General features: G+C 67.2%; 16 protein-coding genes. 11 read left to right on the top strand and 5 right to left on the bottom strand.

The window, feature by feature from the left end:
- Positions 1-1,729, bottom strand: a 1,729-nt coding sequence (locus tag ASF80_RS16950; protein WP_082488436.1) for a sulfite reductase flavoprotein subunit alpha, incomplete at its 3' end; no start/stop codon positions are given.
- A 512-nt stretch (positions 1,730-2,241) separates the two neighbouring features.
- On the opposite strand from ASF80_RS16950, the gene ASF80_RS16945 reads away from it, so the two are divergent.
- From ASF80_RS16945 to ASF80_RS16895, 11 genes are all read left to right on the top strand, one after another.
- Positions 2,242-3,435, top strand: coding sequence for an ABC transporter substrate-binding protein (locus tag ASF80_RS16945; RefSeq protein ID WP_056313245.1), 1,194 nt, complete (start codon positions 2,242-2,244; stop codon positions 3,433-3,435).
- Positions 3,436-3,465: 30 nt separating this feature from the next.
- The gene (locus ASF80_RS16940) at positions 3,466-4,341 is read left to right on the top strand and encodes a branched-chain amino acid ABC transporter permease (RefSeq protein ID WP_082488435.1); all 876 of its coding nucleotides are present in this window, start codon (positions 3,466-3,468) and stop codon (positions 4,339-4,341) included.
- Entirely contained in the window at positions 4,338-5,360 is a 1,023-nt protein-coding gene (locus tag ASF80_RS16935; RefSeq protein WP_056313241.1) for a branched-chain amino acid ABC transporter permease, read from the top strand. Before ASF80_RS16940 ends, ASF80_RS16935 begins: the two co-directional genes overlap by 4 nt.
- A complete protein-coding gene (locus tag ASF80_RS16930; RefSeq protein ID WP_056313239.1) occupies positions 5,357-6,124 on the top strand; it encodes an ABC transporter ATP-binding protein in 768 nt (255 codons plus the stop codon). Before ASF80_RS16935 ends, ASF80_RS16930 begins: the two co-directional genes overlap by 4 nt.
- The gene (locus ASF80_RS16925) at positions 6,117-6,899 is read left to right on the top strand and encodes an ABC transporter ATP-binding protein (RefSeq protein ID WP_082488433.1); all 783 of its coding nucleotides are present in this window, start codon (positions 6,117-6,119) and stop codon (positions 6,897-6,899) included. Before ASF80_RS16930 ends, ASF80_RS16925 begins: the two co-directional genes overlap by 8 nt.
- A 98-nt stretch (positions 6,900-6,997) precedes the next feature.
- Complete coding sequence (locus ASF80_RS16920; protein ID WP_056313237.1) at positions 6,998-8,470, top strand: aldehyde dehydrogenase; 1,473 nt, start codon at positions 6,998-7,000, stop codon at positions 8,468-8,470.
- A 50-nt stretch (positions 8,471-8,520) separates the two neighbouring features.
- Positions 8,521-10,101, top strand: coding sequence for an FAD-dependent tricarballylate dehydrogenase TcuA (gene tcuA, locus ASF80_RS16915; RefSeq protein ID WP_056313235.1), 1,581 nt, complete (start codon positions 8,521-8,523; stop codon positions 10,099-10,101).
- Positions 10,098-10,997: an NAD(P)-dependent oxidoreductase gene (locus ASF80_RS16910; protein ID WP_056313233.1), complete on the top strand. Its 900-nt coding sequence runs from the start codon at positions 10,098-10,100 to the stop codon at positions 10,995-10,997. The genes tcuA (ASF80_RS16915) and ASF80_RS16910 overlap by 4 nt, the downstream gene beginning before the upstream one ends.
- On the top strand, positions 10,997-11,785 hold the full coding sequence (locus ASF80_RS16905; RefSeq protein ID WP_056313231.1) for an N-acyl homoserine lactonase family protein: 789 nt from the start codon (positions 10,997-10,999) through the stop codon (positions 11,783-11,785). The genes ASF80_RS16910 and ASF80_RS16905 overlap by 1 nt, the downstream gene beginning before the upstream one ends.
- 27 nt (positions 11,786-11,812) lie before the next feature.
- Positions 11,813-12,898 carry a PrpF domain-containing protein gene (locus ASF80_RS16900; RefSeq protein WP_200934823.1) on the top strand — a complete coding sequence of 362 codons (1,086 nt, stop codon included), beginning with the start codon at positions 11,813-11,815 and terminating at the stop codon, positions 12,896-12,898.
- A 28-nt stretch (positions 12,899-12,926) separates the two neighbouring features.
- Complete coding sequence (locus ASF80_RS16895) at positions 12,927-14,102, top strand: MFS transporter (protein WP_056313228.1); 1,176 nt, start codon at positions 12,927-12,929, stop codon at positions 14,100-14,102.
- 76 nt (positions 14,103-14,178) lie between these two features.
- On the opposite strand, the gene ASF80_RS16890 is transcribed toward ASF80_RS16895, so the two are convergent.
- The 4 genes from ASF80_RS16890 to ASF80_RS16875 all read right to left on the bottom strand — a co-directional run bounded on the left by ASF80_RS16890 (position 14,179) and on the right by ASF80_RS16875 (position 18,876).
- A complete protein-coding gene (locus tag ASF80_RS16890) occupies positions 14,179-14,895 on the bottom strand; it encodes a GntR family transcriptional regulator (protein WP_056313226.1) in 717 nt (238 codons plus the stop codon).
- A gap of 90 nt (positions 14,896-14,985) precedes the next feature.
- Complete coding sequence (tcuA, locus tag ASF80_RS16885) at positions 14,986-16,470, bottom strand: FAD-dependent tricarballylate dehydrogenase TcuA (RefSeq protein WP_056313224.1); 1,485 nt, start codon at positions 16,468-16,470, stop codon at positions 14,986-14,988.
- A gap of 306 nt (positions 16,471-16,776) precedes the next feature.
- Complete coding sequence (locus ASF80_RS16880; protein WP_056313222.1) at positions 16,777-17,433, bottom strand: hypothetical protein; 657 nt, start codon at positions 17,431-17,433, stop codon at positions 16,777-16,779.
- A gap of 75 nt (positions 17,434-17,508) precedes the next feature.
- Complete coding sequence (locus ASF80_RS16875; RefSeq protein WP_056313220.1) at positions 17,509-18,876, bottom strand: D-alanyl-D-alanine carboxypeptidase family protein; 1,368 nt, start codon at positions 18,874-18,876, stop codon at positions 17,509-17,511.
- Positions 18,877-18,926: the final 50 nt, after the last annotated feature.

The following is an 18,926-nucleotide window of genomic DNA, read 5'->3' as shown; positions in this document are numbered from 1 at the left end:
ACACGTCGCGCCGGTAGCGCTTCTCGCGGTGCAGCTGGTCGATGAGCGCGGCACCTGGGCCGTCTCCGAGGACCGAGGCAGCGATGTCCTGCAGCGCAGCGTCGACATCCGCGGCCATCCTCTTCCCATCGCCGCACACGTAGAAGTAGGCGCCGTCCTGCAGCCAGCGGACGATCTCGGCGGCATCCTCGCGCATCCGATCCTGCACGTAGACCTTCTGAGCCTGATCGCGGGAGAAGGCGGTCTCGATTCTTGTGAGCACACCGTTCTCGACCATCGCCTCGAGCTGCTCGCGATAGATGAAGTCGCTCGATTCGTGCTGGTCACCGAAGAAGAGCCATGCCCGACCGTGTGCACGTCCTTCTGCCCGATCCAGGAGATACGAGCGGAACGGTGCGAGTCCCACGCCGGGGCCGACCATGATGATCGGAGCCGAGGCGTCGTCAGGCAGATGGAAGGACCGGTTCGGCAGCGGGAAGACCATCACGGTCTCACCCGGCGCGACGAGATCGGCCAGGAAGCCGCTGCCGACCCCGGATGGCAGCGCGGCTCCGATGGAGTTGCGCTGCGTCGCGACGGTGAGATGCACCGTGTCCGGGTGCGTCCTCGGGCTCGACGCGATCGAGTACGCGCGATAGCGGATCGGGCTCATGACGGCGGCCAGTTCGTCCGCGGAGAGAGGGCGCTCGAGTTCCCGCAGCGTCTCGCACACGCCCCTCGTGCGCATCCACTCTTCGCCCGCTGACTGCTCGCCTGCTGCGAGCAGCCGTGCGAGCGAACTGGCCGGCGCCTGGGCTGAGACGAGGGACAGGAGTGCGCCCGAGGGGAAGCGCAGTTCCCACTGATGCGTGGCGAGGTGCTCGATGGTCTGGCCATCATGCACGGCGGACCCGCTGATGCCGGACGCCGCCAGGAAGCGCTCGACCGCCGTGGCGCTGTTGACGGGCACAACGGCGATGGAGTCGCCCGGCTGGTACGCGATCTGGCTTCCCGAGATGTCGATCTCGAAGTGCCTGATCTCTTTCGCGCTCGATGCCGCACTGAGCAATGTTGACGACAGCAGTCGTGCATTGAAGGGGTGATCACGAGTCCAGGGGGTCGTCGAGTGCAGTTTCTGGGAGACGATCGGCTGCTGCGGTTGCGCCGTCGCGTCATCTGCGGAATCGAGGGACGGTGCCGCATCCGATGCGGTGAGCTGCTCGATGCGGGCGGTGATCCAGGCGTTCGCGGGGACCTCGTAGTTCACGTCGCAGTCGACCCGCTCGGCGATCCTCGTCGCGCCGAGCTCTGCGAGGCGCTCGTCGAGTTTGACGCCGGCGCCGCAGAAGTATGTGTATCCGCTGTCTCCGAGCGCAAGCACAGCGAACTTCAGGTTCGAGAGCCGCGGTGCGTCCTCTGCGCTGAGCGCTTGCCAGAACCGGTCGGCGGTGTAGGGCAGGTCTCCTTCACCGCTCGTCGAGGTGATGAACAGTGCGACCCCGAGGTCGTCGAGCGCCGAGACCTGCTGGTCGTTCAGCTCGATGCACTCGACGGACACGCCCTGCTCCTCGAACGCGTCTTTGAGGTTGTCGGCGATGAGCTCGGCGTTCCCCATCTCGCTGCCGAAGAGAATGGGCAGTGTGGAGGGGAGGGCGATGCCGCCGAATGCGATCTCGCCCGCGGGGTGCGTCTGCGAATCGCCGGCGGGAGCCTGGGTTGCGTGTGGGACTTCGAGTTCGACCACGGACATGAGTCTCCTCTTCTCGCGCGTCGACCAAACGCGTCACCATTGACTAGAGGCGTTATGCGGAACAGATGAGCTCTACAACGCAACACCTAGTATTCGCCCAATGTTTCGACATGTCAATGGCCCGGGCAGCTTCTCGATTTGAGCGCTCCCACCAGCTCCTGAGCCGTGTGGCGATTCTCCCGAGCGCCGGGAAGACCCGGGTCACCGAGCGCTCGGCCGCTCGCGTGCTGAGGTCGGCTGCCATCAGCGGCATCCGCATGCCTGAGGGGCCGCCGCTCGTCGGCTTCGACGAATCGGGGTGGGGTGAATTCTCGACGCCGGCACTTGTCGGTTGAGCGCGCAGCGACTTTCGACGAGCGCCGTGACCGCCTGGGGGCGAACCCATTCGTTGACAGCAGGTGAGACCCTCGCTACTCTGATCTCGGGTCGGTATACCGACTGCATACAATCTTTAATCGGAGCAAGGAGGCCCCGTGAAAAGCTCGTCGAACTCACGTCCCGCAGTCACCGCCATGACCGTCGCCCTGGCGGCAGGGCTCGCGCTGACCGGCTGCGCACCCGCCAGCAGCAACGCCGAGGGCGGCTCCGGTGGTGGAGGTTCCGCCTCCGGTGACACGATCAAGGTGGGTTATATCGGCCCGCTCACGGGCGGCTCGGCATCGCTCGGCGTCCCTGCGCAGCACGGCTTCGAGCTCGCCGTCAAGCACCTGAACGACAGCGGTGAACTCGACCGCACGATCGAGCTGGTGTCGGTCGACGACGAGGCCGACCCGACCAAGTCCGCCGCTGCGGCGCAGCGGATGATCACCGAGGATGACGTCATCGCGGTTCTCGGCGGCCCGAACTCGGGTCCCGTTCTCGCGAACAACCCGGTCATCACCGAGGCGGGCGTCGTCCAACTCGTGACGATCGCCCAGGCCGACGGTCTGATCGATCCGGAGAGCCCCGGGTACGACCTCACGTTCCAGGTCACCGAGAACAACACCTACAACGTGGGCGCGACGGTGCAGTTCTTCCTCGACGCGGACTACGCGTCGATCTGCGCCGTCGCCGACACCACGGAATACGGTCAGAGCGGAATCGCGTCGATCGAGGCGGTCTTCGCCGACAACGGCCTCGACGTCACTCAGACCGTCTCGCACGAGGTCAACGCCACCGACCTCACACCCCAGGTGCTGAGCCTCCGCGACGCGGGATGCGAGTCGATCTACCTCTTCAGCTACGGCCAGGACGCCGCGGTGTTCATGAAGACCGTCAACCAGATCGGGTGGGATGTCGACGTGATCGGTGGACGAGCCCTCAACCAGGCGGCATTCCTCTCGATCGCCGGCGACGCGGGTGACGGACTCATCTTCCCGAGCGTCATCGACCTCGACAAGGCCTCGACGAAGGATTTCATCGACGCCTACACCGAGGAGTACGGCGCCGATGACGACCCTGCCCACACGTTCTCCGCACTCGCCTATGACAGCATGATGATGCTGGCCGAGGGGCTCAAGGGCAGTGACTATGAAGGCGGTCAGGCTCTCGCGGACGCTCTCGGCGAGGTGACGCTCGACGACGCGGTGTCGGGACGAGACGGCTCGAGCCTGAGCTTCGGTTTCGGCGACCATCGCGCGCCGAGCGATGACTTCCAGACGTTCTGGACGATCGAGGACGGCGAGTTCGCGATGTACCGCAACGACGTCCCTTCGACGCGTCCCTGACGCCGACCGCACCGACAGAGGGCGACCACGATGTCTACATTCCTCCAGCTCGCAGTGAGCGGGATCGCGCTCGGCTCGATCTACGGACTGATCGCGCTCGGGTTCCTGGTGATCTACCACGCCACCGGCCTGGTCAACTTCGCCCAGGGACAGCTGCTCATGGTGGGTGCCATGACGACCTACCTGCTTCTCATGCAGGTAGGGCTCGGGTACCCGCTGGTGATCCTCGGGGTCATCGTGGTCGCTCTCCTCCTCGCCCTCCTCTTCCGATATGGCCTTCATCGACCGATGGTCAAGAGGGGCGCTCCCACCACGAACATGGTGGTCGCCACGATCGCCTTCGGCATCGTTCTCACCGCGGCAGTCGAGCTCTTCATCGGCAACACGAAGTACGGCGTCGACGCCGTGTTCCCGGGCGCCCCGATCACTCTCGGAGGCATCTCGATCCAGAGCCAGTCGCTGCTCATCGTGGTCGTGTCGTGGGCGCTCGTCGGCGGGGTGTGGTTCTTCTTCACGAAGACGCTCACCGGGGTCTCCCTGCGAGCGGTCGGATTGAACCGCACTGCCGCCGCCGTCAGCGGAGTGAGGGTGTCCCGGCTCATCACTATCGCCTTCATCCTCAGCGTGGTGGTCACCGTCATCGGCGGAATGCTCGTCGCCCCGTTGATCGGCGCAGGACCCGAGATGGGTCTCTCGATCGCCGTGAAAGGCTTCGCCGCAGCAGTCATCGGCGGGATGTCGAGCGTGTATCGAGGCATGGTCGCCGGCGTCGCGATCGGTCTGATCGAGATGCTGTCGTCGTACTACATCAGCAGCGCCTACGCGCCGGTCATCGCGTACGCGATCCTCTTCCTCGCCCTGGTACTGATGCCGGCTCGAGTCCGACAGAGCGGAGCCCACGCATGAGCACCACTGCCATCCGCACCCAGGTGGAGAATCCGCGCACGCGCCGCCACGGAGTGAAGCGCACGAGCTTCTGGGTCGAGATCGCCGTCAGCGCGGTCGTCATCCTGCTGCCGACCTTCATCGGAAGCGCGTACACGATGCGTCTTCTGCAGGACGTGGCGATCTGGAGCATCCTCGCGCTGAGCCTCACACTCGTCCTCGGCTACACCGGACAGATCTCACTCGGACAGGCGGCGTTCTACGCCGTCGGGGCCTACACGTCAGTCATCCTGCAGACGAAGCTCGGCATCCCGGCACCGATCGCCTGGGTGGGTGCGATCGCACTCGGCATGGCGCTCGCGTATCTCATCAGCGTCCCGCTGCTCCGAATACACGGACACTTCCTCGCCCTCGGCACACTGGCACTCGGGCTCATCGTCGAGACGCTGCTCGTGCAGCTCGCCCCCATCACCGGCGGTCACGACGGCATTCGCATCCCCGGTGCGCAGTACCTCGGCGAATGGGTGCAGCTGCGCTTCCCCTACATCGTGCTCGGCGTGCTCGTGCTGTCGTACTGGCTGGTGCGCAACCTCACGCAGCGGAGCGCAGGGCGTTCGTTCCTCGCCCTGCGCGATGATCCGGCGGGCGCGGCAGCGCTCGGCATCCCCGTCGCGCGATACAAGACACTCGTCTTCATGATCGGAGGGGGACTGGCCGCGACCGCCGGCGTCCTCTACGCCCATCACACGCAGGTCGTCACCCCCGACTCCTTCGGCTTCGACACCTCGATCGAGGTCCTCCTCATCGTCATCATCGGCGGGATGTCGAGCCGCGTCGGCGCGATCGTCGGAGCAGCGGTGATCGTCTTCTTCCCGGAATGGCTGGTGTTCCTCGAGAAGGCCGAGAACCTCGTCTTCGGTCTGGTCGTGCTCGCGCTTCTGCTGTTCCTGCCCGGCGGCATCGTCGGCGGCATCCGCTCGCTCATCGCCAGGATCACTCGGCGACGACGCACCGACCCGACCGAGGAGGTCGCAGCATGAGCCTCATCGTCGACGGCGTCACGAAGCGCTTCGGAGGCAACACCGCGCTGTCGGATGTGAGCTTCGAGGTCGCGAGCGGAAAGCTCACGGCGCTCATCGGTCCGAACGGGGCGGGAAAGACGACGATGTTCAACTGCATCGCCGGTCTCCACCGCCCGAGCGAAGGGACGGTCACGCTCGACGGGCGGGACATCACGGGCCTCGCACCCGCGAAGATCCTCGACGCCGGCATCGCACGCACCTTCCAGCTCGTCCGGTCATTCCGGGAGCTGACGGTGCTGGAGACGATCATGGTCGCGGGGCACTGGCGCTCGGCGCAGTCGTTCTGGAACTCGATCCTCGCGTTCCCCTCGGTGCGCAGGAGCGACGAACGTCTGGAGGAGGAAGCCCGAGCGACGCTGGTGGCGCTCGGCCTCGATCATCTCGCCGACAAGCGGGTGCACGAACTCCCGTACGGCCAGCAGCGACTCATCGAGATCGCGAAGGCCCTGATGACCGGAGCGCAGACGCTGCTGCTCGACGAGCCGGCCGCGGGCCTCCACCCCGAAGAGGCGCTGGCGCTCCGCGGGCTTCTCGCGGCACTCCGCGAGCGGGGGACCACGATCCTGCTCGTCGAGCACAACATGCCCTTCGTGCTCTCGATCGCCGACCACGTCGTCGTCCTCGAGTTCGGTCACAAGATCGCCGACGGCACAGCAGTGGAGGTCGCCAAGGACCAACGGGTCATCGACTCGTATCTCGGAAAGGAGGAGGACGTTGCTTGAAGCCACAGCCCTCAGAGCCGGATACGGCAAGGGACCGGATGTCCTGCTCGACGCCGACCTGAACGTCGGAACAGGCGAGATCGTCGCCATGATCGGACTCAACGGGGCGGGAAAGTCCACGATCGCACGCACCCTGGCGGGCCTCCTGCCGGTGCGTGCCGGAACAGTCACCTTCGACGGCGAAGACATCACCACTCTCACGACAGATGAGCGCGCGCGCCGAGGACTGCTGCTCGTCCCGGAGGGACGCGAGCTCTGCGGCAGCATGACGGTCGAAGAGAATCTGACGCTGGGCACCGTTCCGCTGCCGCGCGCTGAGCGCCGACGACGTGGTGCCGAGAACCTCGATCTCGTGTACACCCTGTTCCCGATCCTCCAGGAGAAGGCGAGACAGGATGCGGGCAGCCTCTCGGGCGGCCAGCAGCAGATGGTCGCGGTCGGGCGAGCTCTCATGGGATCGCCACGACTGCTCATCCTCGACGAGCCGTCACTGGGACTCGCGCCGCTTCTGGTCCGTGAGATCTTCCAGGTCGTCGCGCAGCTCAACGCCGATGGCCTGAGTGTGCTGGTCGCCGAGCAGAACGCCGCACTGGCGATCTCCCACAGCAACAGGGCATATCACATCGAACTCGGCGAGATCGCGGAGACCGACGGCGCCAGCGAGCGGCGTTCGCTCCTTCGCGGGGGTGCGCTCGGCGGTGACGAGATCGAAGTCGCGGCCCTCGACCTGCCGGAGTACCGAGCGATGGGGCGCCGGGCGGCTCGCGGCGGATAGCCGCGTGCGCGACGACAGGCCCGAGGCGAGACCTGAGGGCTGATCCGTCGACCCCGCGACACAGACTTCCACGAACGATCAGAAAGACCAGGCAAGAGATGATCCAGGCGCAGATGGTGATAGACGGCAGGCAGGTGCCCGCCTCCGACGCCGCGACGACGGACGCCGTCAACCCCTTCAACGGACAGGTATGGGGCACGGTGCCCGTGGCCACGGCGGCGGACGTCGACGCCGCCGTGTCCGCAGCTCGTGCGGCGTTCCCCGCATGGCGGGCGACACCCGGTGTGGAGCGAGCTCGACTTCTGAACCGGCTCGCGGATGCCGTCGAGGAGCATGCCGATCGTCTCGCCGAGTGGGAGACCACCGACAACGGCAAGGTGATCCGCGAGACCCGCCCTCAGATGAGCTTCGTCGCGAGGAACCTCCGTTTCTTCGCGGGATACGCCGACAAGCTCTACGGGCGCACGATCCCCCTCGACAATCCCGCCGTCTTCGATTACACGGTGCGTCGACCCCGGGGTGTGTGCGCGCTCATCACCGCGTGGAACAGCCCGCTCGCTCTCCTTGCGAACAAGCTGCCGCCCGCACTCGCGACGGGCAACACGGTGGTGGTGAAGCCGAGCGAACACGCATCCATCACGACCACAGAGCTCGCGCGACTGGCGATCGAGGTCGGATTCCCGCCCGGAGTCATCAACGTCATCACGGGTGCCGGTGAGACAGGTGATCTGCTCACGCGCCATCCCGGGATCGACATGATCAGCCTCACGGGGGGAGGAGCGGTGGGTCGACGCATCGCCGCGAATGCGGCCGAGCGCCTGATCCCCGTGAGCCTGGAGCTCGGTGGAAAGTCGCCGAATGTGATCTTCGAGGACGCTGATCTTCGTCGGGCCGTGCAAGGTGCCGTCGCCGGGATCTTCGGCGCCGCAGGACAGACGTGCGTGGCGGGATCGCGACTGCTGGTGCAGCGGTCGGTCTACTCGGAGGTGCGGGATGCGGTCGCAGAGCGCGCCGGTCGTGTGCGACTCGGCGACCCGCGAGACCCTGCCACCGAGATGGGACCGGTCGCGAACCGGCCGCAGTTCGACCGGATCCTCGCACTCATCGACGCGGCGAAGTCGTCTGGCGCGTCGCTCGCGGCAGGAGGCGGGCGGGCGAACGGCCCAGCCCTCGACGACGGCTTCTACATCGAGCCGACGGTCTTCGCCGATGTAGACCCCGCGAGCGCTCTCGCGCAGGACGAGGTCTTCGGGCCTGTGCTGTCGATCATCCCGTTCGACGACGAAGCCGACGCGATCCGCATCGCGAACGACACCGAGTACGGGCTCGCCGCCGGCGTCTGGACGAGCGATGTGTCTCGCGCGTTCCGGATGACGGAGGCGCTCGAGGCGGGTGTGGTCTGGGTGAACACCTATCGCACGTCCGCCGCGCAGGCGCCGTTCGGGGGCACGAAGCAGAGCGGCTACGGCCGCGAACGGGGCGAAGAAGCCCTCGACGACTACACGTTCGTGAAGAACGTGATGATCGACACCTCCACCGAGGACCGCGATCCCTTCGTGATCCGCACCTGATCCGCAGCACGAGCTGCCCCACACGTCACTCATCCAAAGGAGCATCACCGATGACCGAGCACCACCCCACCACACAGACCGACGGACACCGATACGACGTGATCGTCGCCGGAGGAGGCAACGCGGCACTCACCGCTGCGCTTGCCGCCCATGACGCCGGCGCGCGCGTCCTGGTGCTCGAGGCCGCGAGCCGAGAACTCCGCGGCGGCAACAGCCGCTTCACCGGGGCGATCTTCCGCGTGACGCACGACGGCCTCGACTCGCTGAAGCCCATCCTCGACCCCTCGAACGAGCAGTGGTACCCCCGCGTCGCCGTGGCGCCGTACTCCACCGACGACTACGCCGCGGACTGGAACCGTACGTCCGAGGGACGCCAGGATCCCGACCTCGTACGCATCACCATCGAGCGCTCCTTCGAGACCGTCCAGTGGATGCACTCGAAGGGCGTCAAGTGGGAGCTCACGGCGAACAAGCTCGTCGATCCGTCGAAGGTCGATGACGGCACCACCATCACGCTGGCTCCAGGAGGGGCGCTGCGGACACTGCATGAAGGCGTCGGGCTCATCGACGATCTGTATGCGGCTGTCGAGGCGACCGACATCGAGGTCTGGTACGACTCCCCGGCGCACGACCTCATCGCGACCGGCTCGACCGTGCACGGCATCCGCGTGCGCCGCGGCGCCGAGTTCGTCGACGTCTTCGGCACCGTGATCCTCGGTTGCGGCGGATTCGAGTCCAACCCCGAGATGCGCCTGCGCTACCTCGGGCCGGGGTGGGACCTCGTCAAGGTTCGCGGCACGCGCTTCAACATGGGGCAGATGCACACCAAGTCGATCGCGGCCGGCGCTCAGCCGGTCGGGCATTGGGGAGGAGCACACGCGGTGCCGATCGACGCCGCAGCTCCCCCCATCGGCGATCTGCGCCTCACCGACAAGATGAGCCGCTACTCCTATCCCTACGCGTTGCTGCTCAACCGCGACGGACAACGGTTCATCGACGAGGGCGAGGACAACGTCTTCCTCACCTACGCCAAGACGGGATGGGCTGTGCGCGCGCAGCCGGGCGGCATCGCGTATCAGATCTTCGATCAGAAGACCGCGCACCTCCTCGAGCCTCGCTACTCCACAGGCACGCCTGTCGTCGCAGACACTCTCGGAGAGCTCGCAGACAAGCTGGGAGTCAACAAGCGCGGGATGCTGCAGACGGTCGCCGAATACAATGCCGCCGTCGCCCCCGACGCAGAGGACCGCGCCGACCCGTTCACGCTCGACGGAGTCTCAGCGGAGCCGCTGGGGCAGCCCGCGAAATCCAACTGGGCGCGCACGATCACCGAAGGACCGTTCGTCTGCTACCCCGTGATGTGCGGGATCACCTTCACCTACGGCGGAATCAAGATCGACGGCGACGCCCGGGTCATCACCCAGGAGGGTCAGCCGATGACCGGTCTCTACGCGACCGGCGAGATCACCGGTGGCTTCTTCTTCCACAACTACGGCGCGGGTGCCGGCCTCGTGCGCGGAGCCGTGTTCGGTCGCATCGCCGGGACGAACGCGGCCGCAGAATCGCGCACCGGCGGTGCCGCCGCGCAGGCTCCTGTCGCCGAACGAGAGACCGCGGGGGTCGCATCATGAGCACGACCGTCGCGATCGAGCGGATCGGCTTCATCGGGCTCGGGGTCATGGGCTCAGGGCAGGCGTCGAACGTGACCCGCCGCTCGGGGCTGCCGGTGTCGGTGTTCGACATGTCCGCCGACGCGGTGGATCGCCTGGTAGAGGTGGGCGCGGAGCGCGCGGCATCCGTCGCCGAGGTCGCGGCCCGCAGCGACGTGATCTTCCTCTCGCTCCCCGGAGGCCCTCAGGTCGAGGCGGTCGTTCTGGGGGAAGACGGGGTTCTCGCGCACGCACGAGCCGGCGCGGTCATCGTCGATCTCTCGACCATCCCCGTCGAGGTCGCCGAGCGGGTGGGCGCAGCGGCGATCGAGCGAGGCGCCCACTTCATCGACGCACCCGTCGCCCGTACGCGCCAGGCGGCGATCGACGGCACTCTGAGCATCACGGCCGGCGGCGACCCGGCCGCCTTCGCTCGGGTGGAGCCCCTGCTGCAGACGATGGCATCCGATGTCATCCTCTGTGGGCCGAATGGCGCGGGCGCCCTCATCAAGCTCGTGAACAACCTCGTCGTCTTCGAGACCGTCGTCGCGCTCTCCGAGGCCCTCACCCTGATCCGCCGGACAGGCCTCGTCGACCCGGAGCTCGCATGGACCGCGCTCGGCCAGGGCTCGGCGGCGAGCTTCACCCTCGAGAACCACGGCCGCAAGGCGCTCCTGCCCGATGTGCACGGCGAAGGCATCTTCCCGGCGGAGTACATGCGCAAGGACATCGGCTACGCGCTCGACCTCGCAGAGCACCTGGGGGTCACCTTGCCTTCGGCGACCCTGGCGCACGATCTGCTCGGCCGGACCATCGACGCTGGATACGGTAAGGCGTACCACACGGCGGTGGTGAAGGTGATCGAAGGAGAGGTCTGATGTCGCAGCCGAGCGTGCACGAGATCTACGCGGTGAAGTACGGACAGAACCTCACGGGTGTCCGCGGACATTTCTTCCTCGGCCCGGACGGAGATCCGCATGACGAGGTCATGAGACTCGACTACTACGTGTGGGTGATTCGATCGCCCGGACAGGACATCCTGCTCGACGCAGGCTTCACCGCCGACACGAATCGCACCAGGCAGCGCGACCACTGGGAGGATCCGCATCAGGCAGTGTCACGGATCGGCGTCGATCCGGCCACTGTGCCGATCGTGATCCTCTCGCACCTGCACTACGACCACTGCGGCGATCTCGATGCGTTCCCCGAGGCGACGTTCGTGCTGCAGAAGGACGAACTGGAGTTCTGGACCGGACCGTACGCATCACGGGGGGAGTTCGCCCGTCACACCGAGACCGCAGACATCGAGCGCGTCGTCAGGTTGCACGGCGAGGGACGCGTACAGCTGGTCGACGGGCTTCACGAGGTCGTCGATGGCGTGTGGGTGCAGAGGGTCGGCGGTCACACTCCGGGGATGCAGGCGACCTACGTGCGGACGGACAAGGGCGTGGTTGTGCTTGCCTCGGACTCCTCCCACTTCTTCGAGAACATCGAACAGGACAAGCCGTTCGCCGTGCATGCGGACGTCGTCGACATGTATCGCGCCTTCGACACGATGCGGGAGGCGGCGACCTCCGGGCTCGTCATCGCCGGCCACGACCCGCTCATCGAGGAACGGTTCGCCGCCGTCCCCGGACACGAAGGCCACGTGGTCCGGATCGCGTGAGCGACGGCCCGACTCGAGAGGCATCCAGTGAACGCGAGATCGATTCCCGCCGTGTACATGCGAGGTGGCACGAGCAAGGGCGTGTTCCTGCACGCATCCGACCTCCCGCCCGCCGGGGCTGAGCGCGACCGCGTGCTGCTCGGCATCATGGGGAGCCCCGACCCCCTTCAGATCGACGGTATGGGCGGCACCGTGTCGAGCACCAGCAAGGCGGTGATCGTGGAGTCGGGGCCGGGAGACGCCATCACCTACTGGTTCGCCCAGGTCGGGATCGATACCGCGCAGGTCGACTGGTCCGGCAATTGCGGAAACCTCACGACGGCAGTCGGCCCGTTCGCGATCGACGAGGGACTGGTCGCCGTCACCGAGTCGCTGACTCGGGTGCGCCTCATCAACGGCAACACCGGCGTGGAGATACTCGCCGACGTCGAGACGCCGGACGGCCGGGCGGCGACGGCCGGAGACCTGGCGATCGCGGGAGTGCCCGGCACGGGTTCGCCCGTCGTGACGCGATACCTCGACCCGGCAGGTGGAGTGCTCGGCTCGCTGCTTCCTCTCGGGGCGCCGACGAACACGATCGAGACCTCGAACGGCGGGGTGACCGTGTCGGTCGTGGACGCTGCGCATCCGAACGTCTTCGCATGCTCGGATGCCGTGGGCGAAATGGCGGAACGCTCCGTCGCCGAGCTGAACTCGGATGCGGTTTTCCTCGCGGATGCCGAACACCTGCGCGCCTCGGTCACGGTGGCCGTCGGTCGCGCCACCGACGCGGACGACGCGACACGGAACTCTCCGGCTGTGCCGAGGCTCATGCTCGTGGGTCCGTCCACCGATGCGGACGCAGACATCGAGATCATCGCGTTCTCGATGGGGCGCGTGCATCGCGGCCTGCCCATGACCGGCGCACTCTGCCTTGCCGCAGCCGCATCGATCCCCGGCACCGTCGTCGCCGACGCTGCCGGCGGTGCCAGAAGTGGACTGCGCATCCGGCATCCGCTCGGAATCACCGAGGTGCAGGCAGAGGTCGATCCCGACGGTGCCATTCGATCGCTCGGCGTGGTGCGCACAGCGCGCCGACTCATGGACGGCCGCGTCTACCCGCGCGAGTACTGATGGTGCTGTGACGGCGGCACGTACACGCGTGGCCGCGCCTGACCGCGGAGGGTGGCTGTGGCGTCCGCTGCTCGGCGCGTCGCTGACCCAGATCGTGCTCTTCGCGGTGCGACCCGCAGCCAGCTACGCAGGCCTCGAGCTCGGCGCGGATCCGGCGACCATCGGGATCATCGCAGCGTCTTTCGCCGTTCTGCCGATGCTCATCGCGCTTCCGGTGGGAGCACTGGCAGGGCGACTCTCGAGGATCGCGATCGTGCCCCTCCTCTCGGCCATGCTCCTGATCGCCGCATGCATCGTCGGAGCGATGGCCACGACTCTTGCAGGGCTCATCATCGCGTGCGCGCTGGTCGGCGTCTCGAACCTCGGCGTCCTGCTCGGCGCTCAGGCGTGGATATCGCGCTCCGCGCCCGCGGCCGCATACAACACCGGTTTCGGGTGGATGACCGCCGGCATGGCACTCGGGCAGGCGGCAGGACCGCTGCTCGCCGGGTTCACCGTAGGACCGGTGAACCCGACTCGAGAGGGCATCTCTCTCACATTCTGGCTGTGCGCGGTTCTGGCGGTGCCGGTGGCAGCGGTCTTCGCAAGCGTCGCGGTGCGACGATACGGCTCGCCGGAGGGCGACGGCGCGGCCGGCTTCGGTTCGATCCTTCGCACGCCGGGAGTGACGCGCGCGATCGTCGTCAGCGCGGCGGTGCTCACCTCGGTCGATATCCTCACCGCCTATCTTCCGGTTCTCGGCGCACAGGCAGGCATCTCTCCTGTCGTGATCGGTTGGATGCTCGCGGTGCGAGGCATCTCGTCGATGCTGTCGAGGCTGCTGCTCGGCCCGCTCGGAAGGCGATTCGGGCAGCGTGCGCTGCTTGTCACGAGCGTGCTCGGCGCGGCCATATGCCTGGTGGTGATCGCAGCCCTCCCCGCGCCGGTGGTGATCTTCAGCGCGCTCGCGATCGGCGGGTTCCTACTCGGGATGGGACAGCCGCTGACGATGACCGCCGTGGCGGTCGCGCTGCCGGCACGCCAGCGCTCGAGCGGATTGGCGATGCGGCTGCTCGGAAACCGTGTCGCGCAACTCGCGACTCCGCTGCTCGCGGGCGCCGTCGCATCGGTGTTCGGGGTTGCGTCGGTGATGGTCGTGCAAGTCGTGGCGCTGACGGCATCCGGGATCTGGGAGGCCGCAGTCCGCGAGCCTCCCGGAGAGTAGTGAGCCGATCGCGTGCGCGATGACACCCGCGGTTCAGGCAGGCGCGGTCGAGTCGCTTGAGGGAGCCGACCGTTGCTCAGATCGGACGGCCGAGCAGTCGACTGAGAGACGAGGTCCGTGCGCTAGAGGCGTGCGATGCGGCGGCGGCCCCCGCTCTCTCGGGGTCGCCGGCGATCATCGCGTCGATGATGGCGGCGTGCTCGTCGAGAACGTCGCGCATGCGCTCAGGGCTCAGCGACCGAGTGCCGAACCGGCGGATGGCGACTTCGACGGTCGCCAGCAGGCGCGACAGATATGCGTTGTCGGCCGCGACCGAGAGCAGGTGGTGGAAGTCGACGTTCGCCCGGTAGAAGTCGTCGAGGTCCGTGGCAGCTGTCGCTGCGGACATGCGCTCCTGCAGCCTCTGGAACTGTTCGAAGTGCTCGGGCTTTCCCTGTCGGGTCGCGTACTCGGCAGCCAACGACTCGAGGCTGCCACGCACCTGGTACACCGCTGACATGTCTTCGAACGAGAGTCTCGTGACCTGCGCCCCGACGCCGGGCGTGCGCGCGACGAGCCCCTCTTCCTCGAGTCGGTTGAGTGCTTCGCGGACCGGGGTGCGACTGACGCCGAGAGCCTCGGACAACACGACCTCACGCAGCCAGACGTCGGGCGCGAGCACGCCGTCGAGGATCGCCTCCCGGATCGCGTAGACGGTGTCGCCGACCGCTCCGCCGCGTGATGCGGTCGTGGGGCGGTAACCGGCGAGCAGCTCGCTCATGCCGTCTGCAGCCGTCGGGACCGACGAACTCATATCTGACTCACTCTCCTGCGCGCTTCCTCGATCGTCCTGGTCGGAGACTGAAAGCCGTGCGCACGCATTTTAGCCGGGCGGTCACCGCCGTCAGGCGATGCTTCCGGCACGTCGTCCGAACACGATTCCGGCAGCGAGGCCGGAGCCGCCCGGGTAGTTCCCGCTGAAGAGCCCGCCGAGCATCTCTCCGCAGACGAGCAGACCGGGGATGGCCGTCCCGTCTGCGCGGAGGACTCGACCATCAGAGTCGCCGCGAAGACCGCCGAAGGTGAAGGTGATCCCGCACGTCACCGGGTAGGCGAAGAACGGGGGAGTCGCGAGGGCTGATGCCCAGTTGCTCTTCGGCGGCGTGACGTTCGCTCTGCGGCCGTCCTTGATGGTCGGGTCGAGCATCCTGTTCGTGTCGATGCTCTGATTGAACGCCTCGATCGTCTCCGTCAGAGCGCCAGTGGGCACCCCGATGGAACGTGCGAGATCGCCGATCGTGGCGGCCTCGTGGACGCCGACACCCGGCATGTCGTACTCCTCCGTGCGCAGCATGGGGCGCAGTCCGGCGTCGAAGATCTGGTACGCCACTGAGCCTGGCTGCTGCAGGATGACGCCACCGTACTTCGCATACGTGTAGTTGCGGAAGTCCGCCCCCTCATCGAGAAATCGTCGGCCCTCGGCGTTGACGATGATCCCCAACGGGTAGCTCTGACGCGTGAGACGGTTGGTGAATTCTCGGTTGCTCGCGTTGTTCGGCGCTTCGGCATCCCACTGCACGCTGTGCGCCGTCGACCAATCACCGCCGCGGTCGGCTCCGATCGCGATGGCTGCTTCGAGCATTCGGCCGGTGTTGTACGGCGTGCCGCGCACGACGGCGTGCTGCCAGCCTTCGCCGAGGTGCGCTCGCCGCAGCTCTGCACTCGCCTCGAACCCGCCGGCAGCGAGGATCACACTCTCCGACCGGAACTCGACGCGCGCGCCGGCCGCATCGACGGCGCAGACGCCGATCACCCGTCCGTCTTCCGAGACGAGCAGATCGCGGACGTCGATGTCGTAGCGGACATCTGTTCCGAGCTCAGCAGCGATGCGGGTGTGGTCTGCGATGAGCCCCTCTCCGCCGTCGACGTTCCCGACGTGCAGGCCTCCCCAGAACAGGAACGATCCATCCGCGCGCTCGTATGCTTGGCGCTCGTACATCAGCCGGTATCGCAGGCCGAGACCCTTCAGCCAGCGAAGTGCTGGACCGCTCTCCTCTACGAGTACCGCGGTGAGATCCGGGTCGTTGCGGCCGCTGGTGACCTTGGCGAGGTCTGCGGCGTACTCTTCGGAGGAGTACGGCGGGACGATGGTGCGCTCATGACGATCGTCCGGTTCCAGGGTGTCACGCAGATCGTCGAGTCCGCCGTGCGCGATGCGGGTGGCACCCGCCGTGTAATAGCTGTTGCCGCCGTGCATCCCGACTGGCCCACGCTCGAGAAGAAGGACTCTGCGCCCGCGTGTGGCCGCAGCGTGCGCCGCGGTGAAACCGGCGTTGCCGCCTCCCACGACGATCACATCGTGAGGATTCTCCGTGAGGATGTCGACCATGACCTCTCATTCCCATCAGGCGAAGCACGCATTAATTGTGTGCTACCTGTATGCAATCTAAGCACAAGCGCAGCCCTGGTGCAGTCTCGCTCGCCTCGCTGTGCTTCACCGCGAATGATCGGCCGAGCCGGACAGCTGCGGTAAGTGGTCTTATCGTCGGTACACGGCTAACCGCGGGCGCTGAAAGCCACAACGGCTCCGCTACTGATGTTCGTGGGGGCGTTTCCTCAGGCCGGGCGGTTCGCCTCTAGGCGTTCCGGGGCGCGTGCGGACCTGTTCCTCCGCTGCAGGATTCAGCTCCTGCGCTCACGCGCAGGATTCGTACGGCGGCTCGTCGAGGGTCGTCGCCGTCACTCCCCAGATGATGTCGGTGCCCGCCGTGTAGGTCAGGAAGACCGAACCGGTGCCTGCTCCGGTCTCGATCGCGAGGTACCGGCGATCGCCGACGCTCTCGACTTCGACCGCGTCGGGGTAGACGGCCAGCGCCTGGTCGAGACGGGAGCCGAGACCGATTCCCTCAGCGGTCAGCGGGCCGACGGCCGGCTTGCCTTCGAGGTCGACGGGTGAGGCGGACACCTGCACGAGGTCGACCACCGCGGGGTCCTGATCCGAGACCTCGGGGCGCTGGATGGTCAGCATGTACCCGTCGGCCTCCCCGGTCGCGAGCCAGGGGCAGGCCTCGACCGGAGTCGCACCCGCCGCCGCCACGGCGTCGTCGTAGGGCGTGCCGAGTTCGACGTCTCCGATGCCCGATGGGCTGACGCCCGCGGTCGGGGTGGAGGATGCGCTGGGCGAGGGGCTCGGCGAGGGATCGGCGGATGCCGTCACCGTCTGCGTGACCGTCGGGGTGGGTGACGCGGGGGCGGCACATCCCGCCAGAAGAGCAGCGGTGACCGCTGCCCCGAACAGCGGTGAGAGGATGCGTGCACTGCGAGCCCGGGGTCGTCTGGTGTCGATATCCATGCTTCGACGCTAAGGGCGCGGTCGAGCAGTGCCCGTCGATTCGCACGGGATTCCCAGATGGCGAGGGATGCAGCATCAGCCCCAGGCATCCATCAACGAACCGAGCTCGGACGGGTGGGTCAGTCGCCACCACTCGGTGGGTGGGTCGATGCTCCCCATGATCTTCACGGGAGCGGTGACGGTGTTCGGGCCGGCCGTCCAGGTGACGCTTCCCACGACCGTGCCGTCGCGGTACGTGGGCGGGGTCTCGATGTCCATCGTCAGCTCGATCGGTGTGTCCGACCACGTGAGGATCGACGCGGTCTCGGCGATGACCAGCGTGGCGGTGGATCCCCAGGGCGTCGAGATCGATCCGACCTCCTGGCCGGCGGTCGCGACGGGCACCTGGTGGAAGCCGGAGCGGATGCTCTCGAGTGCGCCGACGACCGTGAGGTTCACCGACTCGCGAGATGCTCCTCCGAGGACGACGCCGGTGACCGAGAGCGGAGCTCCCGCGCCCACGTCGAATGTCGCCGTGTACAGGAGGCTGTGCGTGCCCTCTCCCAGATTTCCGGTCTTCAGCCCCGTGATCCCGGCGGTGCCGAGCAGGCCGTTGGTGTTGTACAGCTGGCCGGCCCCGGGGATCGAGATCGACGGTGTCGCGACGATCTGAGCGATCGCCGGATTCGCGGCGGCGAGCTTCGCGATGGCCAGCAGGTCGGCGGGCGTGCTCGTGTTGCTCGGGCTGATGCCCGTGGGCTCCGTGATCGTCGTTCCGGTGAGCCCGTGGGACGCGAGCCAGGCACGCGTCGCGCCGAGGAATGCCCCCTGTGATCCGAAGATCTGCCGTGACAGCGCCTCGGCGTAGTTGCTCGCCGAAGGGATGAGCATGGCGGCCAGGGCATCGTGCAGCGACATCGAGGTGCCGGTGGGCATCGGAGCGATGGTCGCGCCCTGCACGTAGTACACGTCGTAGAGATCGTGGTCGGCCTTGCCGAACGTGATGGTCGGTCCTGGGTCATCTGCGGAGGCGAGCGGCGACGCGTCGAGGATGACGAGGGCGGTGATCAGCTTGGTGATGCTGGCGATCGGGAACGGCTCGCCCGTGCCTGTCACCGACCAGGTCGCGCTCGCCGTCTCACCCAGATAGGCGTCGGCGCCGGCGATGCTGATCGCGGATGCCGCGACCGGAGGTGCGGCGAGGGCGACGGCGGTGCCCACCGGGACCTCCGGTGTGCGAGTTGTCACCGCCGGTGGATTCACCGGCGCCGTGAGAGCCCACCCGATGTAGCCTCCGGTCACGGCCAGCAGCAGGACGATGCAGACGGCGGTGATGATGAGTCCTCGTCGCCTGCGCCTTCTGCGCACCGCGGGATCGATCCCATCGCCGCCGAACTCCTGCTCGTGCGCCATGAGCTCCGCGAAATCTGACAGCCCGTCCACCGGCTGACCGGGTGTCGTCATCGATAGCCCCTCATCACGCCCGACCTGGCGCTCGCAGTCCACAGAAAAGA

Origin of the sequence: Microbacterium sp. Leaf159 (assembly GCF_001423615.1) — a bacterium.
Classification (GTDB): Bacteria; Actinomycetota; Actinomycetes; order Actinomycetales; family Microbacteriaceae; genus Microbacterium.
This window is presented reverse-complemented; position numbering and strand designations above follow the sequence as displayed.

What these genes read in the sequence shown, in the direction of transcription:
- tcuA (WP_056313235.1), top strand. Translation starts at nt 8,521, where the DNA reads ATGACCGAGCACCACCCCACCACACAGACCGACGGACACCGATACGAC.
- ASF80_RS16930 (WP_056313239.1), top strand. Translation starts at nt 5,357, where the DNA reads ATGAGCCTCATCGTCGACGGCGTCACGAAGCGCTTCGGAGGCAACACC.
- ASF80_RS16910 (WP_056313233.1), top strand. Translation starts at nt 10,098, where the DNA reads ATGAGCACGACCGTCGCGATCGAGCGGATCGGCTTCATCGGGCTCGGG.
- ASF80_RS16880 (WP_056313222.1), bottom strand. Translation starts at nt 17,433, where the DNA reads ATGGATATCGACACCAGACGACCCCGGGCTCGCAGTGCACGCATCCTC.
- tcuA (WP_056313224.1), bottom strand. Translation starts at nt 16,470, where the DNA reads ATGGTCGACATCCTCACGGAGAATCCTCACGATGTGATCGTCGTGGGA.
- ASF80_RS16905 (WP_056313231.1), top strand. Translation starts at nt 10,997, where the DNA reads ATGTCGCAGCCGAGCGTGCACGAGATCTACGCGGTGAAGTACGGACAG.
- ASF80_RS16945 (WP_056313245.1), top strand. Translation starts at nt 2,242, where the DNA reads ATGACCGTCGCCCTGGCGGCAGGGCTCGCGCTGACCGGCTGCGCACCC.
- ASF80_RS16875 (WP_056313220.1), bottom strand. Translation starts at nt 18,876, where the DNA reads ATGACGACACCCGGTCAGCCGGTGGACGGGCTGTCAGATTTCGCGGAG.
- ASF80_RS16920 (WP_056313237.1), top strand. Translation starts at nt 6,998, where the DNA reads ATGATCCAGGCGCAGATGGTGATAGACGGCAGGCAGGTGCCCGCCTCC.
- ASF80_RS16890 (WP_056313226.1), bottom strand. Translation starts at nt 14,895, where the DNA reads ATGAGTTCGTCGGTCCCGACGGCTGCAGACGGCATGAGCGAGCTGCTC.
- ASF80_RS16935 (WP_056313241.1), top strand. Translation starts at nt 4,338, where the DNA reads ATGAGCACCACTGCCATCCGCACCCAGGTGGAGAATCCGCGCACGCGC.
- ASF80_RS16940 (WP_082488435.1), top strand. Translation starts at nt 3,466, where the DNA reads ATGTCTACATTCCTCCAGCTCGCAGTGAGCGGGATCGCGCTCGGCTCG.